A 25,665-nucleotide genomic window follows, 5' to 3' on the forward strand; every position below is an offset into this window, starting at 1 on the left:
TCCGCGCCAGCCGTTGCCGGAGCCGGACGTTCAGACGCCTTCTTTCGCGCCTGTCGCGCCGACGGCGGTCATGACGCCGACGCAGGTGCCGCCGCCGCAACAACCCGCGGCGCCAGCGTACCAGAACGAAACGTTACCCGATTCCACCAGCCAGGTGCTGGCGGCGCGCAGTCAGCTTCAGCGCACCCAGGGAGCGCCCAAACCAAAAAAGAGTGAACCGGCAGGCGCACCCCCCGCGCGGCGCGTCCGTCGCCTTCTGCGCTGGAATCGCAAAAAGCAGTTAAAAAAGAGGCGTATCGCTGGAAAGCGACCACTATCACCGAAGAGGTGAAGGAAGAGGTCGCTACGCCTAAGGCGCTGAAGAAAGCGCTGGAACACGAAAAAACGCCAGAGCTGGCGGCAAAACTGGCGGAAGAGTCAATTGCCCGCGACAGTTGGGCAGCGGAAGTCAGTCAGCTCAAATTGCCTAAACTGGTAGAGCAGGTCGCGCTGAACGCCTGGAAAGAACAAAACGGAACGGCAATCTGCCTGCATTTGCGTCCTTCACAGCGTCATCTGAATAACGTGGGTGCGCTGCAGACGCTGACAGAGGCGTTGCGCGCTTTCACTGGCGAGGCGGTTGAACTGACCATCGTTGAAGATGATAATCCGGCGGTGAGAACGCCGCTGGAGTGGCGACAGGCCATATATGAAGAGAAGCTCGCGCAGGCGCGCGAGTCGATGATTGCGGATAACAACATTCAGACCCTGCGCCGCTTCTTTGATGCGGAGCTGGATGAAGAGAGTATTCGCCCCATTTGATCGTAAGCCTGGCTTGCGGTCGACAACCCTCAATAAGAGAGAAGCCTATGTTTGGAAAAGGCGGTCTGGGCAACCTGATGAAACAGGCCCAGCAGATGCAAGACAAAATGCAGAAAATGCAGGAAGAGATTGCTCAACTGGAAGTGACCGGCGAGTCGGGCGCGGGCCTGGTGAAAGTGACCATCAACGGCGCGCACAACTGCCGTCGCGTGGAGATCGACCCGAGCCTGCTCGAAGACGACAAAGAGATGCTGGAAGATCTGGTTGCCGCGGCGTTTAATGATGCTGCACGCCGTATCGAAGAAACCCAGAAAGAGAAAATGGCCTCTGTCTCTTCCGGTATGCAGCTGCCGCCAGGCTTTAAGATGCCGTTCTGATGCAAACCAGCCCGCTGTTAACCCAGCTTATGGAAGCGCTGCGTTGCTTGCCGGGCGTTGGCCCCAAGTCCGCGCAGCGTATGGCGTTTACGCTGTTACAGCGTGATCGCAGCGGCGGCATGCGTCTGGCGCAGGCGCTGACCCGTGCGATGTCCGAAATCGGACATTGCGCGGATTGCCGGACGTATACCGAGCAGGAAGTCTGCAACATCTGTGCGAACCCGCGTCGCCAGGAAAACGGTCAGATTTGCGTGGTGGAGAGTCCGGCGGACATCTATGCCATCGAACAAACCGGGCAGTTTTCGGGGCGCTACTTTGTGCTGATGGGGCACCTTTCGCCGCTTGACGGCATCGGCCCTGACGACATCGGTCTCGACCGCCTCGAACAGCGTCTGCAGGAAGAAACCCTCAACGAGGTGATTCTGGCGACCAACCCGACGGTTGAAGGCGAAGCCACCGCGAACTACATTGCCGAACTCTGCGCGCAATATGGCGTTGACGCCAGCCGTATCGCCCACGGCGTGCCGGTCGGCGGCGAACTGGAAATGGTGGATGGCACCACGTTGTCTCACTCGCTTGCTGGTCGCCACAAGATTAAATTCTGAACAAACGGAGGCTGAACCGCTGGCCTCCGCTTGAAATTTTTCCCTCGTATCCCCATCTCTCACTCAACGTTTCAAACCCCATTAAATGGCATTGTTGAGGTCGACTTAGATGAAAGGACAAGAAACCCGTGGTTTCCAGTCAGAAGTAAAACAGCTTCTGCACCTGATGATCCATTCCCTGTACTCCAATAAAGAAATCTTCCTGCGTGAGCTTATTTCCAACGCCTCCGATGCGGCGGACAAGCTGCGCTTCCGTGCGCTGTCAAACCCGGATTTGTACGAAGGTGATGGCGAGCTGCGCGTTCGCGTGTCGTTCGATAAGGAAAAGCGCACGCTGACCATCGCGGATAACGGTATCGGCATGAACCGTGACGAGGTGATTGACCATCTGGGGACTATCGCCAAATCCGGGACCAAATCCTTCCTCGAATCCATGGGGTCCGATCAGGCAAAAGACAGCCAGTTGATCGGCCAGTTTGGCGTTGGTTTCTACTCCGCGTTTATCGTTGCAGACAAAGTGACCGTGCGTACCCGTGCGGCGGGCGACAGCGCGGACAACGGCGTGTTCTGGGAATCCGCAGGGGAAGGCGAATACACCGTTGCCGATATCAATAAAGCCGATCGCGGCACCGAAATTACCCTGCATCTGCGCGAAGGCGAAGACGATTTCCTGAACGACTGGCGCGTCCGCTCGATCATCAGCAAATACTCTGACCATATTGCGCTGCCGGTTGAGATCGAAAAACAGGAAGAAAAAGACGGTGAAACCGTCGTTTCCTGGGAGAAAATCAACAAAGCGCAGGCGCTGTGGACGCGTAACAAGTCTGAAATCAAAGACGACGAATACAACGAATTCTACAAGCACATTGCTCACGACTTTACCGATCCGCTGACCTGGAGCCACAACCGCGTGGAAGGGAAGCAGGAGTACACCAGCCTGCTGTACATCCCGTCTCAGGCACCGTGGGACATGTGGAACCGCGATCACAAACACGGCCTGAAGCTGTATGTGCAGCGCGTGTTCATCATGGATGACGCCGAGCAGTTCATGCCGAACTACCTGCGTTTTGTCCGTGGTCTGATTGATTCCAACGATCTGCCGCTCAACGTGTCGCGTGAAATCCTGCAGGACAGCACCGTGACCCGCAATCTGCGCAATGCCCTCAGCAAACGCGCGCTGCAGATGCTGGAAAAACTGGCGAAAGACGATGCTGAAAAATACCAGACATTCTGGAAACAGTTCGGTCTGGTGATGAAAGAAGGCCCGACGGAAGACAGCACGAACGCGCAGACCATCGCGAAACTGCTGCGTTTTGCTTCCACACATACCGACTCTTCCGCGCAAACCGTGTCGCTGGAAGATTACATTTCGCGCATGAAAGAAGGGCAGGAGAAAATCTACTACATCACCGCCGACAGCTACGCGGCGGCGAAGAGCAGCCCACACCTCGAGCTGCTGCGTAAGAAAGGCATTGAAGTTCTGCTGCTTTCCGATCGCATCGACGAGTGGATGATGAGCTACCTGACCGAGTTTGACGGCAAAGCCTTCCAGTCAGTGGCGAAAGCCGACGAATCGCTGGATAAACTGGCTGACGAACTGGATGACAACAGCAAAGAAGCGGAAAAAGCGCTGGAGCCGTTTGTCGATCGCGTGAAAACGCTGCTGGGCGAGCGGGTGAAAGAGGTGCGTCTGACCCATCGTCTGACCGACACACCAGCTATCGTCACCACCGACGCGGACGAAATGAGCACCCAGATGGCAAAACTATTTGCTGCGGCGGGTCAGAGCGTACCGGATGTGAAATACATCTTCGAACTGAACCCGGATCACGCGCTGGTGAAACGCGCTGCAGATACCCAGGACGAAGCACAGTTCAGCGAATGGGTCGAACTGCTGCTCGATCAGGCGCTGTTTGCCGAGCGCGGCACGCTGGAAGATCCAAACCAGTTTATTCGCCGTATGAATCAGTTGCTGGTGTCGTAATTCCCCTGTCATTATTGCCTTCACCCTCTCCCGTCGGGAGAGGGTCTTTATGTCCACTCGTCTTAATTATTCCCCGTTAACCGTTTCAGCTGATCCGCCTTCCTTGAGACATCCGCGTTCTGGTGGTATCGTTTAGCGCTTTTTGAAAAATTAAATCGACATTTGAGGGGATTTTCGCAATGCGTATTATTCTGCTTGGCGCTCCGGGCGCGGGTAAAGGAACTCAGGCACAGTTCATCATGGAGAAATACGGTATTCCGCAGATCTCCACCGGTGATATGCTGCGCGCCGCAGTAAAATCAGGCTCCGAGCTGGGTAAAAAAGCGAAAGATATCATGGACGCCGGCAAGCTGGTCACCGATGAACTGGTTATCGCGCTGGTAAAAGAACGCATTGCACAGGAAGACTGCCGTAACGGTTTCCTGCTCGACGGTTTCCCGCGCACTATCCCTCAGGCTGACGCGATGAAAGAAGCCGGTATCGCAGTCGATTACGTACTGGAGTTCGACGTACCGGACGACCTGATCGTTGAGCGCATCGTGGGTCGCCGCGTGCACGCGGCTTCCGGTCGCGTTTACCACATCAAATTCAATCCGCCGAAAGTCGAAGGCAAAGACGATGTGACCGGCGAAGACCTGACCACCCGTAAAGACGATCAGGAAGAAACCGTGCGCAAACGCCTGGTGGAATATCATCAACTGACCGCGCCGCTGATTGGCTACTACCAGAAAGAAGCGCAGGCGGGCAACACCCGTTATGCGAAAGTTGACGGCACCCAGGCCGTGACTGTCGTTCGTGCAGAACTGGAAAAAATCCTCGGCTAATCGCCGCATTTCTCACCCGGTCTCTTCCGGGTGAGAACTCGCTCACTTTACCTTTCGCTACGATTGGTTCTTCTTACGCCCTTTTCAGCTACAATTATCAGCCAGTTCAACGATTAAGAGGCGGTAATGCGTCAGACGAAAACCGGCATTCTGATAGCCAACCTCGGCACGCCCGATGCACCAACCCCGCAAGCGGTAAAACGCTATCTGCGACAATTTTTAAGCGACACGCGGGTCGTCGACACGCCTCGTCTGTTGTGGTGGCCGCTGCTGCGCGGCGTTATTTTGCCGCTGCGCGCCCCCCGCGTGGCTAAACTCTACCAGTCCATCTGGATGGAAGGCGGTTCACCGCTAATGGTCTACAGCCGCCAGCAGGAACAGGCGCTGGCCGTGCGTTTACCGGACACGCCCGTTGCGCTGGGCATGAGTTACGGTTCGCCGTCGCTGGAGAGCGCGGTGGAGGAACTGCTGGCGCAGGGCGTTGACCATATCGTCGTGCTGCCGCTCTATCCGCAATATTCCTGCTCTACCGTGGCTGCCGTCTGGAACGAGCTGGCGCGCATTCTGGCGACAAAACGCCGTATTCCCGGCATCTCGTTTATTCGTGATTACGCCGACAACCGTGATTACATTGCCGCGCTGGCAAGCAGCGCCCGCGCGTCGTTTGCCACCCATGGCGAGCCCGATCTGCTCCTGCTCTCCTATCATGGCATTCCGCAGCGCTACGCGGACGAAGGCGATGATTACCCGCAGCGCTGCCGTGACACCACGCGCGAGCTGGTTTCCGCACTGGGTATTTCGCACGATAAAGTGATGATGACTTTCCAGTCGCGCTTCGGTCGCGAGCCGTGGCTGACGCCGTACACCGACGAAACCCTGAAAATGCTCGCTGAAAAAGGGGTGAAGCATATTCAGGTGATGTGTCCGGGGTTTGCGGCGGACTGCCTGGAAACGCTGGAAGAGATTGCCGTGCAGAACCGGGAACTGTTCCTCGACGCGGGCGGTGAGAAATATGAATATATTCCGGCGCTAAATGCCGCACCGGAACATATTGAGATGATGGTTAATCTGACGCAGCCTTATTTGTCATTCAGCGAGTAATTTGCTGAACAAAATAGTCTGCGCCGTCACGAATTGCCGCATCGGCGGTTTTCATCATCCGTGAGTAATGCAAAAACGCGTGCAGGGTGCCGGGGTACATGTTGTACAGGCAGGGCTGTCCATGCTCCTGCAACGTGCGGTACAGCGCCACGCTGTCATCAATGAGCGGATCGTACTCCGCGCTGGCGATAAAGCAGGGCGGGACGTTCTGCGTCAGATCGTTATTGAACAGGCAATAGTAGGGCGATTCGCGATCAGACTCGTTGCGTAAATAGGCGGCGTCGTAGGCCGCCAGGTCGTCGCGGGTCAGCCCGTCCCAGTGACCGCCGTACAGCCTGCGGCTGGGGGGGACCNNAACACCGGACACCTGCCCGCAGTCGAGGCCGCGATCGCGTATCCACAGCGCCGACGCCAGCGCCAGCATCGCGCCGGCGGAATCCCCGGCAAAGCCGATTTTCGCCATGTTCAGGCCGCATTGTTCGGCGTGATAGCGGTAAAACTGGCAGACCGACACCGTCTCTTCAATCGCCTGGGGATAGCGCGCCTCGGGTGAGAGCGAATAGTCCACGCCGATCACCGCGCAGCCGGTATAGCGGGCCAGCAGCCGCCTAATGCGATCGTGGGTGNCGTTAATCTCCGTGGTGCTGACCATCTCCGGTGCCCCTTCATTCCAGTAACGGCGTTCGGCATTGTACGCCCTGCGCTGTGACGGAAAATCGTCACCGTCCGGGGCGGGTTGGGGATTCTCTGCCTGGAACTGCATCACCTGACGCATTTCCACCGAGAGCTTTTCCGGCACGCGCAGTTTATTTTCGGGTTTCATGGTTCCCTCCTGATGAAATGCAGCCATTGTAGGACACCCTGAAGGTGAAACTGCGATCCGCTGCGCCGATATTGAACAATGCGCTTGCGCAACGCCAATCGCTGCCGGGATCAGAATGTGGTACCCTTTACCGCTCTTTTGACCATCAGTAAGCACAACCATGAAATTTCCCGGTAAACGTAAATCCAAACACTATTTCCCCGTCAATGCCCGCGATCCGCTGCTGCAACAGATCCAGCCAGAAAGCGAAACCAGCCCCTCCTGGGTGGTCGGCATCGACCAGACGCTGGTCGATATTGAAGCGAAAGTGGATGACACGTTTATCGACCGCTACGGGCTCAGCGCGGGCCATTCGCTGGTGATTGAAGATGACGTCGCGGATGCGCTGTATGATGAACTGGTGCGCGAAAATCTCATCACCCATCAGTTTGCGGGCGGCACCATCGGCAATACCATGCACAACTACTCCGTGCTGGCGGACGACCGCTCGGTGCTGCTCGGCGTGATGTGCAGCAACATCGACATCGGCGGNCGGACGTTTGCCATCAGCCCGGGGCATATGAACCAGCTGCGTCCGGAAAGCATTCCGGAATCGGTGATTGCTGGCGCCTCCGCGCTGGTGCTGACTTCTTACCTGGTGCGCTGCAAACCGGGCGAGCCGATGCCTGATGCCACCATGAAAGCTATCAGCTATGCCAAAAAACATAACGTGCCGGTGGTGTTGACGCTCGGCACCAAATACGTCATCGCCGACAACCCGGTCTGGTGGCAGGAATTCCTCAAGGAAAACGTGTCGATTCTGGCGATGAACGAGGAAGAAGGCGAAGCGCTGACGGGCATTGCCGATCCGCTGCTGGCGTCCGATAAGGCGCTGGAGTGGGTCGATCTGGTGCTCTGTACCGCAGGGCCGATTGGCCTGTATATGGCAGGGTATACCGAGCAGGAGGCGAAGCGTAAAACCCAGCATCCGCTGCTGCCGGGGGCGATTGCGGAATTCAACCAGTACGAATTCAGCCGCGCCATGCGTTTTCAGGATTGCCAGCACCCGCTACGCATCTACTCGCACATCGCGCCGTACATGGGTGGGCCTGAGAAGATCATGAATACCAACGGCGCGGGCGACGGCGCGCTGGCGGCGTTACTGCATGACATTACCGCCAACAACTACCATCGCAACAACGTGCCGAATTCCAGCAAACATCAGTTTACCTGGCTGACCTATTCGTCGCTGGCGCAGGTGTGCAAGTATGCCAACCGCGTGAGCTATCAGGTACTGAACCAGCATTCGCCGCGGTTGACGCGCGGGCTGCCTGAGCGTGAAGACAGCCTCGAAGAAGCCTACTGGGACCGTTAACCGGTGACCACTTCCCCTGCTGGCGGCGTTTCAATCAACGCCAGCATGGTGTTGGCAATTTCGCGTTCGCCCATCACCACCTGGCTGGCGCCGCGCTCGGTAATATAGTCCACTTCATCATCATAATGCGCACGGGCGATGATCTCGATATCGGGGCATTTCTCGCGCGCTGAGGCGACAATCTCCCCGGCTTCGTAGCCGTTAGGAATGGTCAGCAGCAGCCAGCGGGCGCAGTCCAGGTGTGCCAGATTCATGATCTCTTCGTTCGCGGCATTGCCCAGCACGGCGCGGATGCCGCGCTCGCGCAACTCGTCCACGCGGGTGCGCGACGTTTCAATGACCACCAGCGGAATGCCCTGCGCCATCAGTTTTTCGCCCAGCAGGCTACCGACACGGCCAAACCCGACCAGTAGCGCGTGATTGCAGATATCCACCGGGATCTGCTTTTCTTCTTCGATGGCCTCTTCCAGCGTCTGCTCTTCCAGCGTTTCGGTGTTAGCGAGATATTTCTCGAGCAGCGCGAACAGCACCGGGTTGAGCATAATGGAAAGAATGGCGCCCGCCAGCACCAGATTTTGCCCCGCCTGCGGCAGCAGGTTCAGCGACATGCCCAGACCCGCAAGGATAAATGCGAATTCACCAATCTGCGCCAGGCTGGCCGCGATGGTCAGCGCCGTGCGCGGCGAGTGGCCGAACAGGCGTACAAGAATGAAGGCCGCCGCTGATTTACCAAAAATGATAATCGCCAGCGTGCCGAGCACCGCCAGCGGCTGATTGATATAAGAACCATCGGGTCAAACAGCATGCCGACGGAAACGAAGAATAGCACCGCAAAGGCATCGCGCAGCGGCAGCGTGTCGTGGGCGGCGCGGTGGCTGAGTTCAGATTCGTTGAGCACCATCCCGGCGAAAAACGCGCCGAGGGCGAAGGAGACGTCGAACAGTTCGACTGCGCCAAACGCGATACCCAGCGCCAGCGCCAGCACCGAAAGCGTGAAGAGCTCACGGGAGCCAGTGGCTGCGCTGCGGGACATAATCCACGGCACCAGGCGGCGGCCAACCAGCATCATAATAGCGATAAAGGCGACGACTTTGCCGATGGTCAGGCCCATATCGAGCGCCAGTGTGGCTAAACCGACGTTGCCTTTCTCTACCATGCCCGCCACGGCAGGCAGCAGCACCAGCGTCAGCACCATCACCAGATCTTCAACAATCAGCCAGCCGATGGCGATTTGCCCGCGCTGGCTGTCAATTAACTGCCGTTCTTCCAGGGCACGCAGCAGCACCACGGTACTGGCGGTGGAAAGACACAAACCAAAGACGATGCCGGTCATCAGCGACCAGCCAAGGACCGCGGAGAGGGCCATACCCAGCAGCGTAGCAACGGCGATCTGTGCTATCGCGCCGGGAATGGCGATGGACTTTACCGCCATCAAATCCTTCAACGAGAAGTGCAGACCCACGCCAAACATCAGCAGGATCACGCCCAGTTCAGCCAGTTCCGGGGCCAGTTTGGTATCCGCAACAAAACCTGGCGTAAAAGGACCGGCCAGTACGCCCGCTAACAAATATCCCACCAGAGGAGAAATACGCAGCCTGTTGGCAATCATGCCGAGGATAAAAGCGAGCACAAGGCCGCCAACAATGGTGGTGATAAGCGGGGTGGCGTGATGCATTCCGTCTCCTTTCGTCAGTGCGTGTTCCATTTTTGGCATAAAAACCAAAAAACCTGGTAATAGTTTATGACAATTTTGACCATTACGTTTATGAATAATTGTTGAATTTTGAAGAAAATCGTTATTACGAGCAGAAAAAGCACGGATCGGAAAAGGAGAGGTGGGTTTATGAGGAAGTGGCTGATGAACAAAGGAAATAATGGCAGCCAAAGTTTGACTTTGGCTGCCGGAAAACTAGTGGAAGTGGCAGGAAAGCACAGATTTTATAAACCAGCTCAATACTGGTGTGGTCGGCAATCAGACCTAACACCGCTGCCCCAAGGCCGCCCATGCCAAACGCGAAACCGAAGAACAGCCCGGAAACCATGCCAATCCTCCCCGGAAGCAGCTCCTGAGCGTACACCAGAATGGCAGAAAACGCGGAGGCGAGGATAAAACCAATAATCACCGTCAGAATGCCCGTCCATTCCAGGCTCGCGTAAGGTAAAACGAGGGTAAACGGCGCGACACCGAGAATAGAGCCCCAAATCACATATTTACGTCCAATCTTATCGCCCACAGGCCCGCCAATCACGNACAGGAAGGCAAACAGATGAAACTGTGCGTTCTGAACGGATAAGCCGAACTTATGCATCAAATAAAAGGTGTAATAGCTGCTGATGCTCGCCATATAGAAGTATTTCGAGAAAATCAGCATTAGCAGGACGCAAACCGCCAGGATCACCTTATTCCGCGGCAGCGGATTCAGTACCGGCGCCTTTGGTTTTCCTTTATTAATGCGATGCTGCGCGGCATACCAGCGGCTGATTTGCGCCAGCACCACGATCGCCAGCAGCGCGGCCAGCACGAACCATGCGACGTTGCCTTTGCCGTACGGCGCGATGATCACCGCCGCCAGCAACGGGCCGAGCGAGCTGCCGAAGTTACCGCCCACCTGAAACAGCGACTGCGCCAGGCCATGACGCCCGCCGGATGCCATGCGCGCCACGCGGGAAGACTCAGGATGGAACACCGATGACCCGGTGCCGACCAGCGCGGCAGCCAGCAGGACCGAGCCAAAGCTACCGGCCAGCGCCAGCAACACCAGACCGCTCAGGGTAAAGCACATGCCTACCGGCAGTGACCATGGCATCGGGTGTTTGTCTGTCATGTAACCTACCACCGGCTGCAGCAGCGATGACGCCAGCTGGAAGGTGAGGGTAATCATGCCGATCTGCACAAACGTCAGTGAGAACTCTGACTGTAGCAGCGGATAAATCGCCAGGATCAACGACTGGATCATGTCGTTCAGCAGGTGAGAGAGACTGATCGCTCCCAGAATTCCAAAAGACGTCCGCGCTTTATTCGGCAGCGCAGAGGAGGTTTCACTGATTGCCATAGATTTCACTTAATTCAGAGTGTGCGATGTTTAGGGGATGTAATAATTATCAGACTAAGATAACTGTGTCAGGCGTTTGAAGGAAGTCTCAATTCTGAAAACAATGTTGTTTAATGCCGTCAGCCACGGTAGTTTTTGCTAAGTCATCGAGTCAGGGAGAGAAACATGAATTTGAACAAACGGGGTGTGGCGCTGGCTTTTGTCGCGGCATGGTCTCTGGCGGGGATGCCTGCGCAGGCGTACGAGCAGGATAAAACCTACAACATCACCATTCTGCATACCAACGATCACCACGGTCACTTCTGGCGTAACGATTACGGCGAATACGGCCTGGCGGCGCAGAAAACGCTGGTGGACGGCATCCGTAAAGAGGTCGCGGCGCAGGGCGGCAGCNCGGGCGGTGATATCAATACCGGCGTGCCGGAATCGGATTTGCAGGATGCGGAACCCGATTTTCGCGGCATGAATCTGATTGGTTACGACGCGATGGCCGTCGGTAACCATGAGTTTGATAACCCGCTGACGGTCCTGCGTCAGCAGGAGAAGTGGTCGAAATTCCCGTTCCTGTCCGCCAATATCTACCAGAAAAGCACTGGCGAGCGGCTGTTTAAACCCTGGGCGTTATTTAAACGCCAGGGGCTGAATATCGCGGTTATTGGCCTGACGACCGATGACACGGCAAAGATCGGCAATCCTGAGTTTTTCACCGATATTGAATTCCGCAAGCCCGCCGAGGAAGCCAAACTGGTCATTCAGGAGCTTCAGCAGACGGTGAAACCCGACATCATGATCGCCACCACTCACATGGGCCACTACGATAACGGCAACCACGGTACTAACGCGCCGGGTGACGTCGAGATGGCGCGCAGCCTGCCTGCTGGCTCGCTGGCGATGATTGTGGGTGGTCACTCACAAAATCCGGTGTGCATGGCGTCGGAAAACAAAAAGCAGGTCGATTACATCCCGGGAACCCCCTGTGCGCCGGATAAGCAAAATGGTATCTGGATTGTTCAGGCCCACGAATGGGGCAAATACGTTGGCCGCGCAGATTTTGAATTCCGCAACGGGGAAATGAAACTGGTGCATTATCAGCTCATCCCGATCAACCTGAAGAAGAAAATTACTTACGACAACGGCGAGAGCGAGCGCGTGCTCTACACGCCGCAGATCCCGGAAAACCCGCAGATGCTGTCACTCCTGTCGTCGTTCCAGAGTAAAGGCAAAGCGCAACTGGGCGTGAAGGTCGGCAGCGTGAATGGTCATCTTGAAGGCGATCGCAGCAAGGTGCGTTTTGTGCAGACTAATATGGGGCACCTGATCCTCGCCGCGCAAATGGCGCGCACCAGTGCTGATTTTGCCGTCATGAGCGGCGGCGGTATTCGTGATTCCATCGAGGCGGGAGACATCAGCTATAAAGACGTGCTGAAAGTGCAGCCGTTTGGCAACGTGCTGGTGTACGTCGATATGAGCGGTCAGGAGGTGACGGATTACCTGACGGCGGTCGCGCAGATGAAGCCGGATTCAGGCGCTTATCCACAGTTCGCCAACGTCAGTTTTGTGGCGAAAGCGGGCAAGCTTAGCGATCTTAAAATTAACGGCGAGCCTGTCGACCTGAACAAAAAATACCGTATGGCGACGCTGAGCTTTAACGCCACCGGCGGTGACGGCTATCCGAAAATCGACGGAAAACCGGGTTACGTGAATACCGGGTTTATTGATGCCGAAGTGCTGAAACAGTATATCCAGCAGAATTCACCGCTGGATGTGAGTACTTACGAGCCGAAAGGTGAAGTCACCTGGCAATAACCATGAACAGTGCCGGGTGGCGGCTTCGCCTTACCCGGCCTGTGTTCTGTTTTGCGAAAAACTCAGTCTCGTCGTGCGATATCCGCAAACGTAGCATCCAGCATTTTCGCCAGATCGCTCGCCGTCAGTTCGATGTCCAGGCCGCGCTTTCCGCCAGAAACATAGATCGTTTCAAACGCCTGCGACGGCGCATCAATCAGCGTCGGCAGGCGTTTTTTCTGCCCCAGCGGGCTGATGCCACCCACCAGATATCCGGTGGTCCGTTGAGCCACCATCGGATCGGCCATATCCACTTTTTTTGCCCCCAGCGCTTTCGCCACTTTCTTTAAATCGAGCTGCGTGGCGACCGGCGTGACGGCCACCGCCAGATGCTTCATATCGCCATTTACGGCAACCAGTAGCGTCTTATAAACCCTGTCTGGATCCAGACCAAGCTTGCGTACCACCTCGTCGCCAAAGTTTGTTTCGTTCGGATCGTGATCGTAAGTGTGTATCTGGAAAGGAATCTTGTTTTTTTCGAGTAACTTAACCGCGGGAGTCATAACAGTCCTTCTTCTACAATAACGTTACCGGTAAAGATTACGCCTGACGGTTGTCTAAAAAATAGCATTATCTTGCTCAATAGTGTTGGCAGTGATGATGAGTTTGAGCGACAATCGAAAGATCCGGGGTGCAAATCCCGGGATAATAATAATGATGAAATTCCTCTTTGACGGGCCAATAGAAATATTGGCCACTTTTTTATTTCAGCAGCGTCGGCAGGTTCCCTTCTCCATACAAATGCAACGCGCCAACCGCCACCACATAGCGCCCGGCGGGCAGCGCCAGCAGCGCGTCGCGCCACGCCAGGTTGCGCTGATGCATCAGGATATCGTACAGCGATTCACTAAACGTATTCGGTAATTCCACCGTGCCCTGCGTCGGGGCTTGTTCCAGCCACCAGCCGATCATCACCTGCAAAAGTCGGGCATTGGTATGCCAGTGTGTGAGCGTATCTTCCAGCAACATTAGACCGTTATCCGGAAGCTGATTCAGAAGCTCAATCTGACTGTTCGCCCCTTCAAGTTCGATGATCGGCATCTCATGCGCCCGGGCGTCCCGCAGCAGCTGATAATCGATGCCGTAATCCGGGCGTAACCCCAGTTTCTGCGCCTGCGTGGCCTGCAACACCATGGCGATTTGCCATAACGGCTGATGAGTGAACAGTGAAACGGAAAGCCCCATCTCTTCGGACAGCGTCGCCAGATGCGCATACTGTTCGGGGCTGAGACGTGCTTCCAGCGGCGGACATTCGGGAAGATCGCTGAACGGGGTTTCCTGGCCTGAAATGTCGGCTTCGACGATCAGCGCATCGGCCTGGCGCATTTTTTTCAGCAGCCGGGGAGGGAGCGGCGACATGTCACGCGTACCCATATGAATGCTGCCGACAAGATGGAAATGGCGATCGCCGGAAAGTGAAAGGTCGATGGCGGGCCATGAGTACGCCGTTCCTTTCAGGTGATTCCACAGCGTTTTTAGTTGAGTTAACAGGCTCATACGCACTCCGTGGTTAAGGCGACCATGCTAGCGCGTTGCAGAGAAGGGTGCAAACGGAACCCCTCTCCCGGGAAGGGAGAGGGGGTGAGGTTAGTTTTTCGGTTTAAAACGCAGCAGTCGGTTGGCGTTGCTCACCACGGTGATGGAGGAGAGCGCCATCGCTGCACCCGCCACCACCGGGTTCAGCAGCGTCCCGGTGATCGGCCACAGGATCCCCGCCGCAATTGGAATGCCCAGCGAGTTGTAGATAAACGCGCCCAGCAGGTTCTGCTTCATGTTGCGCAGCGTCGCTTTGGAAATCGCCAGTGCATCGGCAACACCTGCCAGACTGTGACGCATCAGGGTGATCGCCGCCGTTTCGATGGCGACATCGCTGCCGCCGCCCATCGCAATGCCGACGTCTGCCTGCGCCAGCGCCGGGGCGTCGTTAATGCCGTCGCCAACCATTGCCACCTGACGTCCCTGACGTTGCAGTGTCTTAATCGCCTCCGCTTTGCCGTCCGGCAGCACCCCGGCGATCACATCATCAATGCCCGCTTCTTTAGCAATTGCATGCGCCGTGGTCGGGTTGTCGCCGGTGAGCATCACCAGACGATAGCCTTCACGGTGCAGGCGCTGGAGCGCGGCGACGCTGTCTTCGCGCAGCGGATCGCGTACAGCGAACAGTGCAGCGGCTTTACCATCCACTGCCAGCAGTACCGGCGTGGCGCCACGGGAAGCCTGAGCGGTCAGCTCGTCATCCAGCGCCTGGATATCAATCTGTTGTTCGTTGAGCAGCGCCTGGTTGCCGAGCAGCAACGTCTGGCCATCGACCTCGCCGCTGACGCCAAGACCGCGCAAAGTACGGAACCCATTAACCTGCGGCAGCGCGCCGTTGCCTGCTTTGTCGAGGATTGCTCTCGCCAGCGGGTGGCTCGACCCCTGTTCCAGCGCCGCCGCCAGACGCAGCGCGTCGGTTTCATTCATGTCTGCGACGGTTTTCACCGCCACGACCTGCGGTTTGCCTTCCGTCAGGGTACCGGTTTTATCAAATACCAGCGTGTCGAGCGTACTGGCACGTTGCAGCGCATCGGCATCGCGGACCAGCACGCCGAATTCCGCTGCACGACCAACACCGGAAATAATCGACATCGGCGTCGCCAGCCCCAGCGCACACGGACAGGCGATAATAAGAACGGTGGTGGCGATCACCAGCGTGTAGACAATCTGCGGCGCAGGGCCGAAGAAATACCAGATGGCGGCACTGAACAGCGCAATCGCCACCACGGCCGGGACAAACACTGCGGAAATTCTGTCGGCCATCTGACCGATTTCCGGCTTGCTGCTTTGCGCCTGGCGTACCATACGAATAATACGGGACAGCGTAGTGTGGCTGCCCACCGCGCTGGCGCGGAACAGTACGCTACCGTCCTGCACGACTGTTCCGGCATGAATGCTTTCACCATCGCCTTTCTGTTGCGGGATCGGCTCGCCGGTCAGCATCGCTTCGTCGAACCAGGCTTCGCCCTGGGTGATTTCACCGTCCACCGGCACGCGATCGCCGGTGGTCAGACGCAGCGTCATCCCCGGCTGAACCTCGGCCAGCGGCAACGTTTTTTCGCCTTCTTCCGTCACCACGCGCGCAGAGGGCGGGGTAAGATCGAGCAGTTTTTCCAGCGCTTTGGATGAACGCTGACGGGCGCGGGCTTCCAGCATATGACCGAGGTTAATCAGACCGATGATCATCGCACTGGCTTCATAGTAAAGATGCCGCGCCTCCATCGGGAACCACTGCGGCCACAGGTTGACGCTCATCGAATAGAGCCACGCCACGCCGGTACCGAGGGCGACCAGCGTGTCCATAGTGGCGGTGCGATTCTTCAGGCTTTTCCAGGCGCTGGAGTAANNGCGAGGGTGATAAGCCCAATCATCAGCCACAACGAGCGGTTGGCATCGGTGACCATCATGTTGTCGCCGAGCATCCCCCAGCCCATTACCGGGATACCCACCAGCAGCGCGACAATGGCCTGCCAGCGGAAGCGTTTCATGGTGGCAAGGGCGGTTTCCTGCTGGCGTTCACGGCGCTCCTGATCGTCTTCGATCGCTTCTGCGCCGTAGCCCGCTTTTTCCACCGCCTGCACTAAATCGGCTGCGGACGCGCTGCCCATCACCAGCGCAGTGCGTTCCGCGAGATTTACCCGTGCCTGCGTCACCCCCGGAACCGCCTGAAGCGCGTTCTGGACGTGGGAGACGCAACTGGCGCAGCTCATGCCGTTGATCAGCAACTGCTGGCTGTCATCAAGCTCCTGGGCTGCCGGAAGCTCAGGTGTCGCCGCTGTCAGTGCTTCCGACGGGTTTGCTGATTCCGCCAGCGGATTAGCCTTTGGGTGGCTTAACGCCGCGCCATACCCGGCCTGTTTGATGGTGTCGATTAGCTGGTCCGCACTGGCGCTGCCAGTGACTTCTGCATGGTCGAGGGTGACGTCGGCTGTTTCGACGTCCGGGCGCTGTTCCAGACTCTCTTTCACGCGTTTGACGCAGTGACCGCAGGTGAGGCCATCGAGCGTCAGGTCGATAGTGTGAGACATAAAAAATCTCCTTTTAGGGTATAATCATCAGACCAGAGACTAACCTGATCCACCTTTTTCATATCACTGTGAATAAGGTTAAACCTTCCATCAAGGGGAAGGTCAAGGGGGAAACGTGAATATTAGCGATGTGGCGAAAAAAACCGGATTAACCAGTAAAGCGATCCGCTTTTACGAAGAAAAAGGCATTGTGACGCCGCCGCTGCGTAGCGATAACGGTTACCGCAGTTATTCGCAAAAACATCTTGAAGAGCTGACCCTACTACGCCAGGCGCGTCAGGTGGGGTTCAATCTTGAAGAGTGTGGCGAACTGGTGAACTTGTTTAACGATCCGGGGCGGCACAGCGCGGATGTGAAATCTCGCACGTTGCAGAAAGTGGCGGATATCGAGCGGCATATTGAGGAACTGCAGGCGATGCGCAAGCACCTGCTGGCGCTGGCGGAGGCCTGCCCGGGTGATGACAGCGCCGACTGTCCGATTATTGATAATCTGTCCGGCTGCTGTCATCACAAAGAAAAGGCAAAGGCCTGATTAGCGGGGCGGCAGGGGCCTGATGTGCAGCGTGATGCCTTCGATGGCGATCACTTCCACTTTGGTGCCTGCGGCCAGATCGTCGTCAGCCGTCACCGGCCACGAGCTGTCGCCAACCCGCATGTGGCCACGGCCGTTCACCAGCGTATTCTCCAGCACAAAGCGGCTGCCAATTAACTGCTGGCCGCGCTGGTTAAGATGACTGTCTCCAGGGCGCTGACGCTTAACACGATTCGACAACCAGCGCCACCACAGCCACGCGGCGAGCAGCGTCAGCAGGGCAAACAGCACGCCCTGCCACTCCCAGCCGATGGGCAGCAGCCAGGTGACCAGCCCGGTCACCACTGCCGCCACGCCGCTCCACAGCAAATAGCCGTTACCGCCCAGCATTTCCGTCGCCAGCAACAATCCTCCGAGGCTCAGCCAGAAGATGTGGGGATGGGCCAGAATCAGTTCCATCATGGTTTTTTACGCGACCCCGTGCTTTCGCTGATCAGTTCGCTGATCCCGGCGATAGAGCCCATCAGACTGCTGGCCTCCAGCGGCATCAGCACCACTTTGCTGTTATTCGCCGAACCGATTTGCTGCAGCGCGTCGGTATATTTCTGCGCCACGAAGTAGTTCACGGCCTGAATATCCCCGGCAGCGATCGCTTCAGACACCATTTTAGTCGCCCGCGCCTCCGCTTCCGCCGAACGTTCACGCGCTTCCGCCTGTAAAAATGCGGACTGGCGGTCACCTTCGGCTTTCAGGATTTGCGACTGTTTTTCACCCTCGGCTTTGAGAATTTCCGCCTGACGCACCCCTTCCGCCTCAAGGATGTAAGCACGTTTGGTACGTTCCGCTTTCATCTGCGCGTTCATGGAGGCGATAAGCTCGGCGGGCGGGCGTACATCGCGGATTTCAATACGCGTGACTTTGATGCCCCACGGATTGGTGGCTTCGTCAACGATATGCAGCAGGCGGGTGTTAATGCTGTCGCGCTGGGAGAGCATTTCATCCAGCTCCATCGACCCCAGCACGGTACGGATGTTGGTCATGGTCAGGTTAATGATCGCCAGCTCAAGGTTGCTGACTTCATACGCCGCTTTCGGCGCATCAATTACCTGAATAAAGCAGACGGCGTCGATGGTGACGTTGGCGTTATCTTTGGAGATCACTTCCTGCGAGGGGATGTCCAGCACCTGCTCCATCACGTTAATCTTGCGGCCCACCCGGTCCATGAACGGCACGACAAGGTTTAACCCCGGCTGCAATGTTTTGGTGTAACGGCCGAAGCGTTCGACAGTCCACTGGAAACCCTGCGGGACGATTTTTATCCCCGCTCCGACGATCACCAGCGCAACGAAAATTAAAATAGGAATAACAATAAGCATTAAAAACCTCCTGTCGTACAGTCCGTGTGGTTACGAGATTTATTTGTCGCTCGTCGCCGGTAAGTATATCTGTTTATCAATGGGAGTTCGCGCGTAATAACGCAACCCGGTACACTGGCAGTAAAACAGGAAGAAAGTCCGGAATCGGCATGAAGGAAACTATGACGCTTTTACACGTAGACGGTGTCGGGTATCGCCCCGATAACACGACCATCCTCAGTAATATCCAGCTCACGCTCAACCCTGGCGAATTCAAGCTCATCACTGGCCCTTCCGGCTGCGGGAAAAGCACGCTGCTGAAGATTGTCGCCTCGCTGCTGAGCCCGACGGAAGGCACCATTCTGTTTGAGGGAAAGGACATCACCACGCTGTCGCCGGAAGCGTACCGCCAGCAGGTTTCTTACTGCGCGCAAACGCCGACGCTGTTTGGCGCAACGGTCTACGATAACCTGATTTTCCCGTGGCAAATCCGCAATCAGACACCCGATCCGAAAGCGTTCCTTGCGGATCTCACCCGCTTTGGTTTAGCGCACGAGACGCTGGAAAAGTCCATTTCCGAACTGTCGGGTGGTGAAAAACAGCGGGTGTCGCTGATCCGCAATCTGCAGTTCCTGCCCAAAGTACTGTTATTGGATGAGATCACCAGCGCGCTGGATGACAGCAACAAACAGAACGTCAATGAGATCATCCACCGCTACGTGCGTGAGCAGCATCTCGCGGTGCTGTGGGTGACGCACGACAAAGACGAAATCGCCCATGCGGACGATGTGATTACCCTACAGGCACACGACAGAGCACAGGCGCAGGAGGCAAACCGTGAACGGGCATAATATTACTAACGAATCGCTGGCGTTATCGATGATTCTGGTCTTTGTTGCGATTCTGGTGAGTTATCGCGAAAAACTGGCGCTGGAAAAAGACATTATCTGGAGTATATGCCGGGCGGTGGTGCAGTTAATTATCGTTGGCTATGTCCTGAAATATATATTTAACGTCAATCATGCGGTGCTGACGTTATTAATGGTGTTGTTTATTTGCTTTAACGCGGCATATAACGCGAAGAAACGCAGCAAATACATCGATAAAGCCTTTGTCTCGTCGTTTATTGCCATTACCACCGGTGCCGGATTAACGCTGGTCGTGCTGGTCTTGTCGGGTTCGATTGAGTTTGTCCCGATGCAGGTGATTCCAATTGCCGGGATGATCGCCGGGAATGCGATGGTGGCGGTGGGGCTGTGTTACAACAATCTCGGCCAGCGCTTCAGCAGCGAGCAGCAGCAAATTCAGGAGAAGCTGAGCCTTGGTGCGACGCCAAAAATGGCCTCGGCGCAGCTCATTCGTGACAGTATTCGCGCGTCGTTGATTCCGACAGTGGATTCGGCGAAAACAGTGGGGCTGGTGAGCCTGCCGGGGATGATGTCAGGGTTAATCTTTGCCGGGATCGACCCGGTAAAAGCGATTAAGTACCAGATTATGGTGACGTTCATGCTGCTGTCGACGGCGAGCCTGTCGACCATCATCGCCTGTTATCTGACCTACCGGAAGTTTTATAACGACCGTCACCAGCTGGTGGTGACGGTGTTGAAGAAACGCTGAAAGGCGCTGAGCGCTTAGTACAGCAGTGAATAAAGCTGGCGGCGGTATTTCGACGCCAGCGCATCGCCGGTGCCGAGTGCCGCGAGGATCTCCTGCAGCATTTTGCGCGCCTGGCCGTCGGCAGCGCCTAAATCTTTGCGCAGATGGCTGAACAGCAGTTCCAGTGCTTCTTCGTTGCGACCCACCTGATGCAGCTGAAGCGCCAGTTTCGAGGCCAGCGCCGCGTCATCCGGGTTTTGCTCGACGTCCTGCTGCAGTTGCTGAATTTCCGGCGTATCTGCCGCTTGTTTCAGCAGTTCAATTTGTGCCACCAGCCCCTGATAACGGGTATCCTGATCCTGCAGCGGCACGGTTTTCAGCACTGCTTCGGCGTCTTCTGAACGGTTAAGCGCAATCTGCGTTTCCGCCAGCAGCAGGCCAATCTGGCTGTCCTGACCGGAAAGCTGCCAGGCGTCTTTCAGCAGCGGCAGCGCGTCGGTGTAGTTGCCTTCCTGCATCAGTGTCATCGCCTGCTGCGCTTTCAGCTCTTCTTCACGCGGCAGCACTTTGTCGAGCAGGGCGCGAATGGCCTCTTCCGGCTGCGGACCCTGGAAACCGTCAACCGGTTGACCATTCTGGAACAGATAGACCGTCGGGATGGCGCGCAGACCAAACTGCGAAGCCACCATTTGTTCCGCATCGCAATCGACCTTCGCCAGAATAAACTGCCCGTTGTACTGTGCCGCGAGGCTATCCAGTATCGGAGTCAGTTGCTCGCAGTGCTGACTGCGGGCGGACCAGAAATAAAACAGCACTGGCGTCGTCATCGACTGTTCCAGCGTCTGGTGCAGGTTAGCTTCAGTGATATCGATAATATTCTGTACAGACATGGGCATTCTCTTTAGTCAGTTTCCAATGACATGGGGGCGCAGGCGCGGCCTTCAACTCAGCCGTGTAAAATTTTATCCATCGCGCGATCAGGCAGCAGACGTTTCAGCAGTCTCACCGACCGGGTCACCAGCGTCACGGGGTAGCGTATTTTCGGTCTGTCGCTGAGAAAAGCATGGCGCACTTTTTCAACGACCGCCTCCGGGCCAAGCGTAAAACGGGCGACAATGCCCGGATTTTCCACTGGCTTGTCAGTTTGCGTCTGGCTGACGTTCTCGAAAAAGCGCGTGCGGATAGGGCCGGGCTCAATCAGGCTCACTTTGATGCCCGAGTGGCGCAACTCCATACGCAGCGCGTCGGACCAGGCTTCGAGCGCATATTTACTGGCGGCATAGCCGCCGCGACCCCGCGGGGCACCATGGCTGGCAGCAGACGCATGGTCAACTGATGCACGCCAAAAAAGTTCGTCGAAAACTGCTGCTCCATTTGCTCGCGGCTGATGGTATTCAGCAGGCCGTAAACACCGTAACCGGCGTTATTAAAAATCCCGTACAGACGATTGTTGGTCAGTGCGATCACTTCATCCGCCGCGCGATCCACGCTTTCGGCGGAGTCGAGATCCAGCAGAATGCCAACCAGCCCCTTTCCCTGCATCCGGGTCACATCTTCCGGCTTACGGCAGGCAGCCAGGACACAAAACCCCTGACGTTTCAGTTCAAGCGCGCTTTCAAGACCAATACCACTGGAACATCCTGTAATTAAGACCGTTTTTTGCATAACTTTACCTGGGGACGACCCCTGACGCTCAGGAGTCGTGATTAACTAAGGGAGCCAGACGTGTCGCCATCCAGTCGGCGATAAACGGCTGGGCGTCACGACTGGGGTGAATGCCATCATCCTGCATCCATTGCGGTTTCAGATAGACCTCTTCCATAAAGAACGGCAGGAGGGGGATACTGAACTCACCGGCAAGCTTTGGATAAATTGCGCTGAACGCTTCATTATACCGACGTCCGTAGTTCGCGGGCAGGCGAATTTGCATCAGCACAGGTCGGGCATTTGCCGCTTTGATATCCTGTAACAGGGTGCGCAGCGTTTGTTCCGTTTGCTGTGGCGGAAAACCACGCAGACCGTCGTTGCCGCCCAGCTCCACCAGTACCCAGTCCGGCTGATGTTGTTTCAACAGCGCGGGCAAGCGCGCCAGCCCCTGCTGCGAGGTATCGCCGCTGATGCTGGCATTGATCACTTGCGTCTTTGGCTGCNTTTCATTGAGCAGCGCAGGCCAGGCAGCATTCGCCGCCATACGATAACCGGCGCTCAGGCTGTCACCCAGAATCAACACCGTGTCCGCCGCCGCGGCGCGGAAGGCAAACAGAACCAGGAACAGGAAAGGCAAATGCCAGCGGAAAATATACTTGAAGTCCATCATCTTAAGAAGTCCGTCGGTCAGGGGGATCATCAGCTCTCCATCCTTACCGGAGTTGACCTGGTTGTCAAACGGGGGCAGACCCTGGCGCTGATTGGCGAGTCTGGCTCCGGCAAATCCACGCTGCTGGCGATCCTTGCCGGGCTGGATGATGGCAGTGGCGGGGGGGGNCCAGCGCGTTGCTGGAACAGCTGGGGCTCGGCAAACGTCTGACCCATCTTCCGGCACAGCTTTCGGGTGGCGAACAACAGCGCGTGGCGCTGGCCCGTGCGTTCAATGGTCGCCCGGCACTGCTGTTTGCCGATGAACCCACCGGCAACCTCGATCGCCAGACAGGCGACAAAATTGCCGATCTGCTGTTCAGCCTCAATCAGGAACATGGCACCACGCTGGTGCTGGTGACGCACGATCCGGCGCTGGCGGCGCGCTGTGACCGCCGCTTACGGCTGGTGGACGGGCAGTTACAGGAGGAAGCATGATCGCACGCTGGTTCTGGCGCGAGTGGCGCTCACCCTCGCTGCTGATCGTCTGGATGGCGTTAAGCCTGGCCGTCGCCTGCGTGCTGGCGCTGGGCAATATCAGCGATCGCATGGAGAAAGGGCTTAATCAGCAAAGCCGCGATTTTATGGCCGGGGATCGCCAGTTGCGCAGCTCCCGTGAAGTACCCGACGCGTGGCTTGCGAAAGCACGCGAGCTGGGGCTGAAAGTGGGCGAGCAGCTGAGCTTTACCACCATGACCTTTGCCGGGGATACGCCACAGCTCGCTAACGTCAAAGCAGTGGACGATCTTTATCCGCTGTACGGCAAGCTGGAAACCGATCCGCCCAACCTTAAACCGACCGCCGGGACGGTGCTGCTGGCGCCGCGACTGATGGCGTTGCTGGATCTCAAACCCGGCGACAACATCGACGTGGGCGATGCCACCCTGCGCATTGCCGGGGCGGTAGTGCAGGAGCCGGACGCCGGGTTTAACCCTTTCCAGATGGCGCCGCGGCTGATGATGAACATGGCGGATATGGCGAAAACCGGGGCGGGCTGGGCGCCGGACGGGCGCAGTTGCGTAAGCTCATCATCGGGCAATGGCTGTTGCTGCTGGTGATTTCCGTCGTGACCGGCGGGGCGATCGGGCTGCTGTTCGAGCAAATTTTGATGATATTGCTGAAACCTGTGCTCCCGGCCACGGGGATTGCGGCCTTACCGGTTGCTGCTGGCGACGCAGCCGCTGCGCGTATTGCGTGGTGATGTCGTCGCGCAGGTCTGGCCGCTGCACTATTACATTCCGGTGATCACGGTGGTGGTGGTTCTGTTGCTGGCGTGGCTGATGGGGGGCAGNATGCTGCTGTGGTCGGTGCTGGCGGGTGCCGTGGTGCTGGCGTTCCTGTGCGGCGTGGTGGGCTGGATACTGCTTAACATCCTCAAGCGCCTGACGCTGAAAGCGCTCCCGCTGCGCCTTGCGGTTAACCGTCTGTTGCGCCAGCCGTGGGCCACGCTCAGCCAACTGGCGGCCTTCTCGCTATCGTTCATGCTGCTGGCGCTGTTGCTGGTGTTGCGTGGCGATCTGCTGGATCGCTGGCAGCAGCAGTTGCCGCCGGAAAGCCCGAACTATTTTCTGATCAACATCGCGCCGGAGCAGGTGGCGCCGGTGAAAACCTTCCTTGCCGGGCATCAGGTGACGCCGGAGGCGTTTTACCCGATTGTCCGCGCGCGGCTGACGCAGATTAACGGCGAGCCGACGGAGGGCAACAGCGACGAATCCCTCAATCGCGAACTGAATCTGACCTGGCAGAGCCAGCGACCGGAGCACAATCCGATTGTCGAAGGCCACTGGCCGCCGAAAGAGGGCGAGGTGTCCATCGAAGAGGGGCTGGCGGAACGGTTGAGCATTAAAACCGGCGACAGCGTGACCTTCACCGGCGATACCCAGGAATTTACGGCAAAAGTCACCAGTATTCGCAAGGTCGACTGGGAAAGCCTGCGCCCCAACTTCTTCTTTATTTTCCCGCCAGGCGCGCTGGACGGGCAGCCGCAGAGTTGGCTGACCAGCTTCCGTTGGGACAACGGCAACACGCTGCTGACGCAACTGAATCGCCAGTTCCCCACCGTCAGCCTGCTGGATATTGGCGCGATCCTTCAGCAGGTCGGGCAGGTGCTGGGGCAGGTGAGCCGGGCGCTCGAAGTGATGGTGGTGCTGGTCACCGCCTGTGGAATTCTGCTGCTGCTGGCGCAGGTGCAGGTGGGCATGCGCCAGCGCCATCAGGAGCTGGTGGTCTACCGCACACTCGGGGCGGGCAAACGGCTACTGCGGCTGACGCTGTGGTCGGAATTCGCCCTGCTGGGCGTGGTGTCCGGGCTGGTGGCCGCCATCGGTGCGGAAACCGCGCTGGCGGTGTTGCAGACGCGGGTGTTTGATTTCCCCTGGGAGTCGGACTGGCGGCTGTGGGTCACCTTGCCGGTCTGCGGCGCGATTTTGCTGTCGCTGTGCGGCGGCTGGCTAGGAACGCGCCTGCTGAAAGGTAAAGCGCTGTTCCGTCAGTTCAGCGGTTGATAGCGGCACAAAATGATAACTCCTTGATTTTTAACAGCACAAAACATTAAAAATGTGCCAGGACGACACGCTTAATAAAAGTTAACATTCATTAACTAAATAAGTAGTGGCATAAAAATCAAGGAAAACAATATGACAATAAAAATGAACGCGCTGGCCGTCGCCGTGGGCGCTGCAGCGCTCATGGCCGCATTCACCAGCCAGGCAGAAATCACTGTCCTGAAGCAGGACCCGCAGGCGGGCGATCCGCTAAGCCGTCTGAATTTCACAGTGGGCGGGAGTATTCGTCCGCAGTTCAACAGCATGACCGGCGACGGTGACAAAGGATCTTACAAGCGTAACGGATTTGACGGCGGCACCCGCTTCCGTTTTGCGGCTGATTACTACCTGTTCGATGACATCAGTTGGATCAGCTACTACGAGCTGGGCGTGAATATTCCGGCCCTTTTTGACTGGGATAACCACTACGCCGACGGGGCGAACGATACTCAG

At 57.1% G+C, this 25,665-nt stretch carries 18 protein-coding genes, 7 pseudogenes and 1 other annotated feature; of the genes and pseudogenes, 14 read left to right on the plus strand and 11 right to left on the minus strand.

Features of this window, described 5'->3' with window-relative positions; translation table 11 throughout:
* The 6 genes and pseudogenes from GM30_RS19370 to hemH form a co-directional block, all read left to right on the plus strand.
* Positions 1-801: pseudogene (locus GM30_RS19370) on the plus strand (DNA polymerase III subunit gamma/tau C-terminal domain-containing protein); the annotation flags it as partial.
* Positions 186-250, plus strand: a sequence feature (DnaX frameshifting element). (Overlaps the previous pseudogene by 65 nt.)
* Before the next feature lie 47 nt (positions 802-848).
* A complete protein-coding gene (locus tag GM30_RS19375; RefSeq protein WP_038155020.1) occupies positions 849-1,178 on the plus strand; it encodes a YbaB/EbfC family nucleoid-associated protein in 330 nt (109 codons plus the stop codon).
* On the plus strand, positions 1,178-1,783 hold the full coding sequence (gene recR, locus GM30_RS19380) for a recombination mediator RecR (RefSeq protein ID WP_049849942.1): 606 nt from the start codon (positions 1,178-1,180) through the stop codon (positions 1,781-1,783). The genes GM30_RS19375 and recR overlap by 1 nt, the downstream gene beginning before the upstream one ends.
* A 109-nt stretch (positions 1,784-1,892) precedes the next feature.
* Positions 1,893-3,767, plus strand: a complete 1,875-nt coding sequence (gene htpG / locus GM30_RS19385) for a molecular chaperone HtpG (protein ID WP_049849943.1) — start codon at positions 1,893-1,895, stop codon at positions 3,765-3,767.
* 179 nt (positions 3,768-3,946) lie between these two features.
* Positions 3,947-4,591, plus strand: coding sequence for an adenylate kinase (gene adk / locus GM30_RS19390; RefSeq protein ID WP_049849944.1), 645 nt, complete (start codon positions 3,947-3,949; stop codon positions 4,589-4,591).
* Positions 4,592-4,717: 126 nt separating this feature from the next.
* Positions 4,718-5,692, plus strand: a complete 975-nt coding sequence (hemH, locus tag GM30_RS19395) for a ferrochelatase (RefSeq protein WP_049849945.1) — start codon at positions 4,718-4,720, stop codon at positions 5,690-5,692.
* On the opposite strand, the gene GM30_RS19400 is transcribed toward hemH, so the two are convergent.
* Positions 5,682-6,515: an alpha/beta hydrolase fold domain-containing protein gene (locus GM30_RS19400; protein WP_049849946.1), complete on the minus strand. Its 834-nt coding sequence runs from the start codon at positions 6,513-6,515 to the stop codon at positions 5,682-5,684. The two genes, hemH and GM30_RS19400, sit on opposite strands and share 11 nt — an antisense overlap.
* Before the next feature lie 160 nt (positions 6,516-6,675).
* On the opposite strand from GM30_RS19400, the gene GM30_RS19405 reads away from it, so the two are divergent.
* Positions 6,676-7,869 carry an inosine/guanosine kinase gene (locus GM30_RS19405; RefSeq protein WP_049849947.1) on the plus strand — a complete coding sequence of 398 codons (1,194 nt, stop codon included), beginning with the start codon at positions 6,676-6,678 and terminating at the stop codon, positions 7,867-7,869.
* Here GM30_RS19405 and ybaL read toward each other — a convergent pair.
* Together ybaL and GM30_RS19415 are read right to left on the minus strand one after the other, a co-directional pair.
* A pseudogene (gene ybaL, locus GM30_RS19410) lies at positions 7,866-9,544 on the minus strand (YbaL family putative K(+) efflux transporter). The gene GM30_RS19405 and the pseudogene ybaL sit on opposite strands and share 4 nt — an antisense overlap.
* A 166-nt stretch (positions 9,545-9,710) precedes the next feature.
* Positions 9,711-10,922 (minus strand): MFS transporter, encoded by a 1,212-nt coding sequence (locus GM30_RS19415; RefSeq protein WP_238582681.1) that lies wholly within the window; start codon positions 10,920-10,922, stop codon positions 9,711-9,713.
* A gap of 165 nt (positions 10,923-11,087) precedes the next feature.
* Here GM30_RS19415 and ushA point away from each other — a divergent pair, with 165 nt between their 5' ends.
* On the plus strand, positions 11,088-12,728 hold the full coding sequence (gene ushA / locus GM30_RS19420) for a bifunctional UDP-sugar hydrolase/5'-nucleotidase UshA (protein WP_049849948.1): 1,641 nt from the start codon (positions 11,088-11,090) through the stop codon (positions 12,726-12,728).
* A gap of 62 nt (positions 12,729-12,790) precedes the next feature.
* Here the strand turns inward: ushA and ybaK are convergent, their stop codons facing one another.
* The 3 genes and pseudogenes from ybaK to copA all read right to left on the minus strand — a co-directional run bounded on the left by ybaK (position 12,791) and on the right by copA (position 16,831).
* A complete protein-coding gene (ybaK, locus tag GM30_RS19425; RefSeq protein WP_049849949.1) occupies positions 12,791-13,270 on the minus strand; it encodes a Cys-tRNA(Pro)/Cys-tRNA(Cys) deacylase YbaK in 480 nt (159 codons plus the stop codon).
* Positions 13,271-13,469: 199 nt separating this feature from the next.
* Complete coding sequence (locus GM30_RS19430; RefSeq protein ID WP_049849950.1) at positions 13,470-14,264, minus strand: TraB/GumN family protein; 795 nt, start codon at positions 14,262-14,264, stop codon at positions 13,470-13,472.
* A gap of 90 nt (positions 14,265-14,354) precedes the next feature.
* Positions 14,355-16,831 (minus strand): annotated as a pseudogene (gene copA, locus GM30_RS19435) (copper-exporting P-type ATPase CopA).
* Positions 16,832-16,946: 115 nt separating this feature from the next.
* On the opposite strand from copA, the gene cueR reads away from it, so the two are divergent.
* On the plus strand, positions 16,947-17,363 hold the full coding sequence (cueR, locus tag GM30_RS19440; RefSeq protein ID WP_049849951.1) for a Cu(I)-responsive transcriptional regulator: 417 nt from the start codon (positions 16,947-16,949) through the stop codon (positions 17,361-17,363).
* On the opposite strand, the gene GM30_RS19445 is transcribed toward cueR, so the two are convergent.
* Together GM30_RS19445 and GM30_RS19450 are read right to left on the minus strand one after the other, a co-directional pair.
* Entirely contained in the window at positions 17,364-17,825 is a 462-nt protein-coding gene (locus tag GM30_RS19445; RefSeq protein WP_049849952.1) for an NfeD family protein, read from the minus strand. It abuts the gene before it with no gap.
* Complete coding sequence (locus GM30_RS19450; protein WP_049849953.1) at positions 17,822-18,739, minus strand: SPFH domain-containing protein; 918 nt, start codon at positions 18,737-18,739, stop codon at positions 17,822-17,824. Before GM30_RS19450 ends, GM30_RS19445 begins: the two co-directional genes overlap by 4 nt.
* A 149-nt stretch (positions 18,740-18,888) precedes the next feature.
* Between GM30_RS19450 and fetA the strand changes: the two genes are divergently transcribed.
* Positions 18,889-19,569, plus strand: a complete 681-nt coding sequence (gene fetA / locus GM30_RS19455) for an iron efflux ABC transporter ATP-binding subunit FetA (protein ID WP_049849954.1) — start codon at positions 18,889-18,891, stop codon at positions 19,567-19,569.
* Complete coding sequence (gene fetB / locus GM30_RS19460; protein WP_049849955.1) at positions 19,556-20,335, plus strand: iron efflux ABC transporter permease subunit FetB; 780 nt, start codon at positions 19,556-19,558, stop codon at positions 20,333-20,335. Before fetA ends, fetB begins: the two co-directional genes overlap by 14 nt.
* 14 nt (positions 20,336-20,349) lie before the next feature.
* Here the strand turns inward: fetB and GM30_RS19465 are convergent, their stop codons facing one another.
* The 3 genes and pseudogenes from GM30_RS19465 to tesA all read right to left on the minus strand — a co-directional run bounded on the left by GM30_RS19465 (position 20,350) and on the right by tesA (position 22,631).
* Positions 20,350-21,204, minus strand: a complete 855-nt coding sequence (locus GM30_RS19465; RefSeq protein WP_049849956.1) for a co-chaperone YbbN — start codon at positions 21,202-21,204, stop codon at positions 20,350-20,352.
* A gap of 56 nt (positions 21,205-21,260) precedes the next feature.
* Positions 21,261-21,979: pseudogene (locus GM30_RS19470) on the minus strand (SDR family oxidoreductase).
* Positions 21,980-22,007: 28 nt separating this feature from the next.
* Positions 22,008-22,631 carry a multifunctional acyl-CoA thioesterase I/protease I/lysophospholipase L1 gene (gene tesA, locus GM30_RS19475; RefSeq protein ID WP_155484013.1) on the minus strand — a complete coding sequence of 208 codons (624 nt, stop codon included), beginning with the start codon at positions 22,629-22,631 and terminating at the stop codon, positions 22,008-22,010.
* Between tesA and GM30_RS19480 the strand changes: the two are divergent.
* The 3 pseudogenes from GM30_RS19480 to GM30_RS19490 all read left to right on the plus strand — a co-directional run.
* Positions 22,599-23,107: pseudogene (locus GM30_RS19480) on the plus strand (ATP-binding cassette domain-containing protein). The gene tesA and the pseudogene GM30_RS19480 sit on opposite strands and share 33 nt — an antisense overlap.
* Positions 23,104-25,173: pseudogene (locus GM30_RS19485) on the plus strand (ABC transporter permease). Before GM30_RS19480 ends, GM30_RS19485 begins: the two co-directional pseudogenes overlap by 4 nt.
* Positions 25,174-25,305: 132 nt before the next feature.
* A pseudogene (locus GM30_RS19490) lies at positions 25,306-25,665 on the plus strand (porin); the annotation flags it as partial.

The sequence above is a fragment of the Trabulsiella odontotermitis genome, assembly GCF_001188485.1.
Lineage (GTDB): Bacteria > Pseudomonadota > Gammaproteobacteria > Enterobacterales > Enterobacteriaceae > Trabulsiella > Trabulsiella odontotermitis_A.

Coding starts and splice junctions, on each gene's coding strand:
- GM30_RS19375 (WP_038155020.1), top strand. CDS start 849: ATGTTTGGAAAAGGCGGTCTGGGCAACCTGATGAAACAGGCCCAGCAG.
- recR (WP_049849942.1), top strand. CDS start 1,178: ATGCAAACCAGCCCGCTGTTAACCCAGCTTATGGAAGCGCTGCGTTGC.
- htpG (WP_049849943.1), top strand. CDS start 1,893: ATGAAAGGACAAGAAACCCGTGGTTTCCAGTCAGAAGTAAAACAGCTT.
- adk (WP_049849944.1), top strand. CDS start 3,947: ATGCGTATTATTCTGCTTGGCGCTCCGGGCGCGGGTAAAGGAACTCAG.
- hemH (WP_049849945.1), top strand. CDS start 4,718: ATGCGTCAGACGAAAACCGGCATTCTGATAGCCAACCTCGGCACGCCC.
- ybaK (WP_049849949.1), bottom strand. CDS start 13,270: ATGACTCCCGCGGTTAAGTTACTCGAAAAAAACAAGATTCCTTTCCAG.
- GM30_RS19430 (WP_049849950.1), bottom strand. CDS start 14,264: ATGAGCCTGTTAACTCAACTAAAAACGCTGTGGAATCACCTGAAAGGA.
- GM30_RS19445 (WP_049849952.1), bottom strand. CDS start 17,825: ATGATGGAACTGATTCTGGCCCATCCCCACATCTTCTGGCTGAGCCTC.
- GM30_RS19450 (WP_049849953.1), bottom strand. CDS start 18,739: ATGCTTATTGTTATTCCTATTTTAATTTTCGTTGCGCTGGTGATCGTC.
- fetA (WP_049849954.1), top strand. CDS start 18,889: ATGAAGGAAACTATGACGCTTTTACACGTAGACGGTGTCGGGTATCGC.
- GM30_RS19465 (WP_049849956.1), bottom strand. CDS start 21,204: ATGTCTGTACAGAATATTATCGATATCACTGAAGCTAACCTGCACCAG.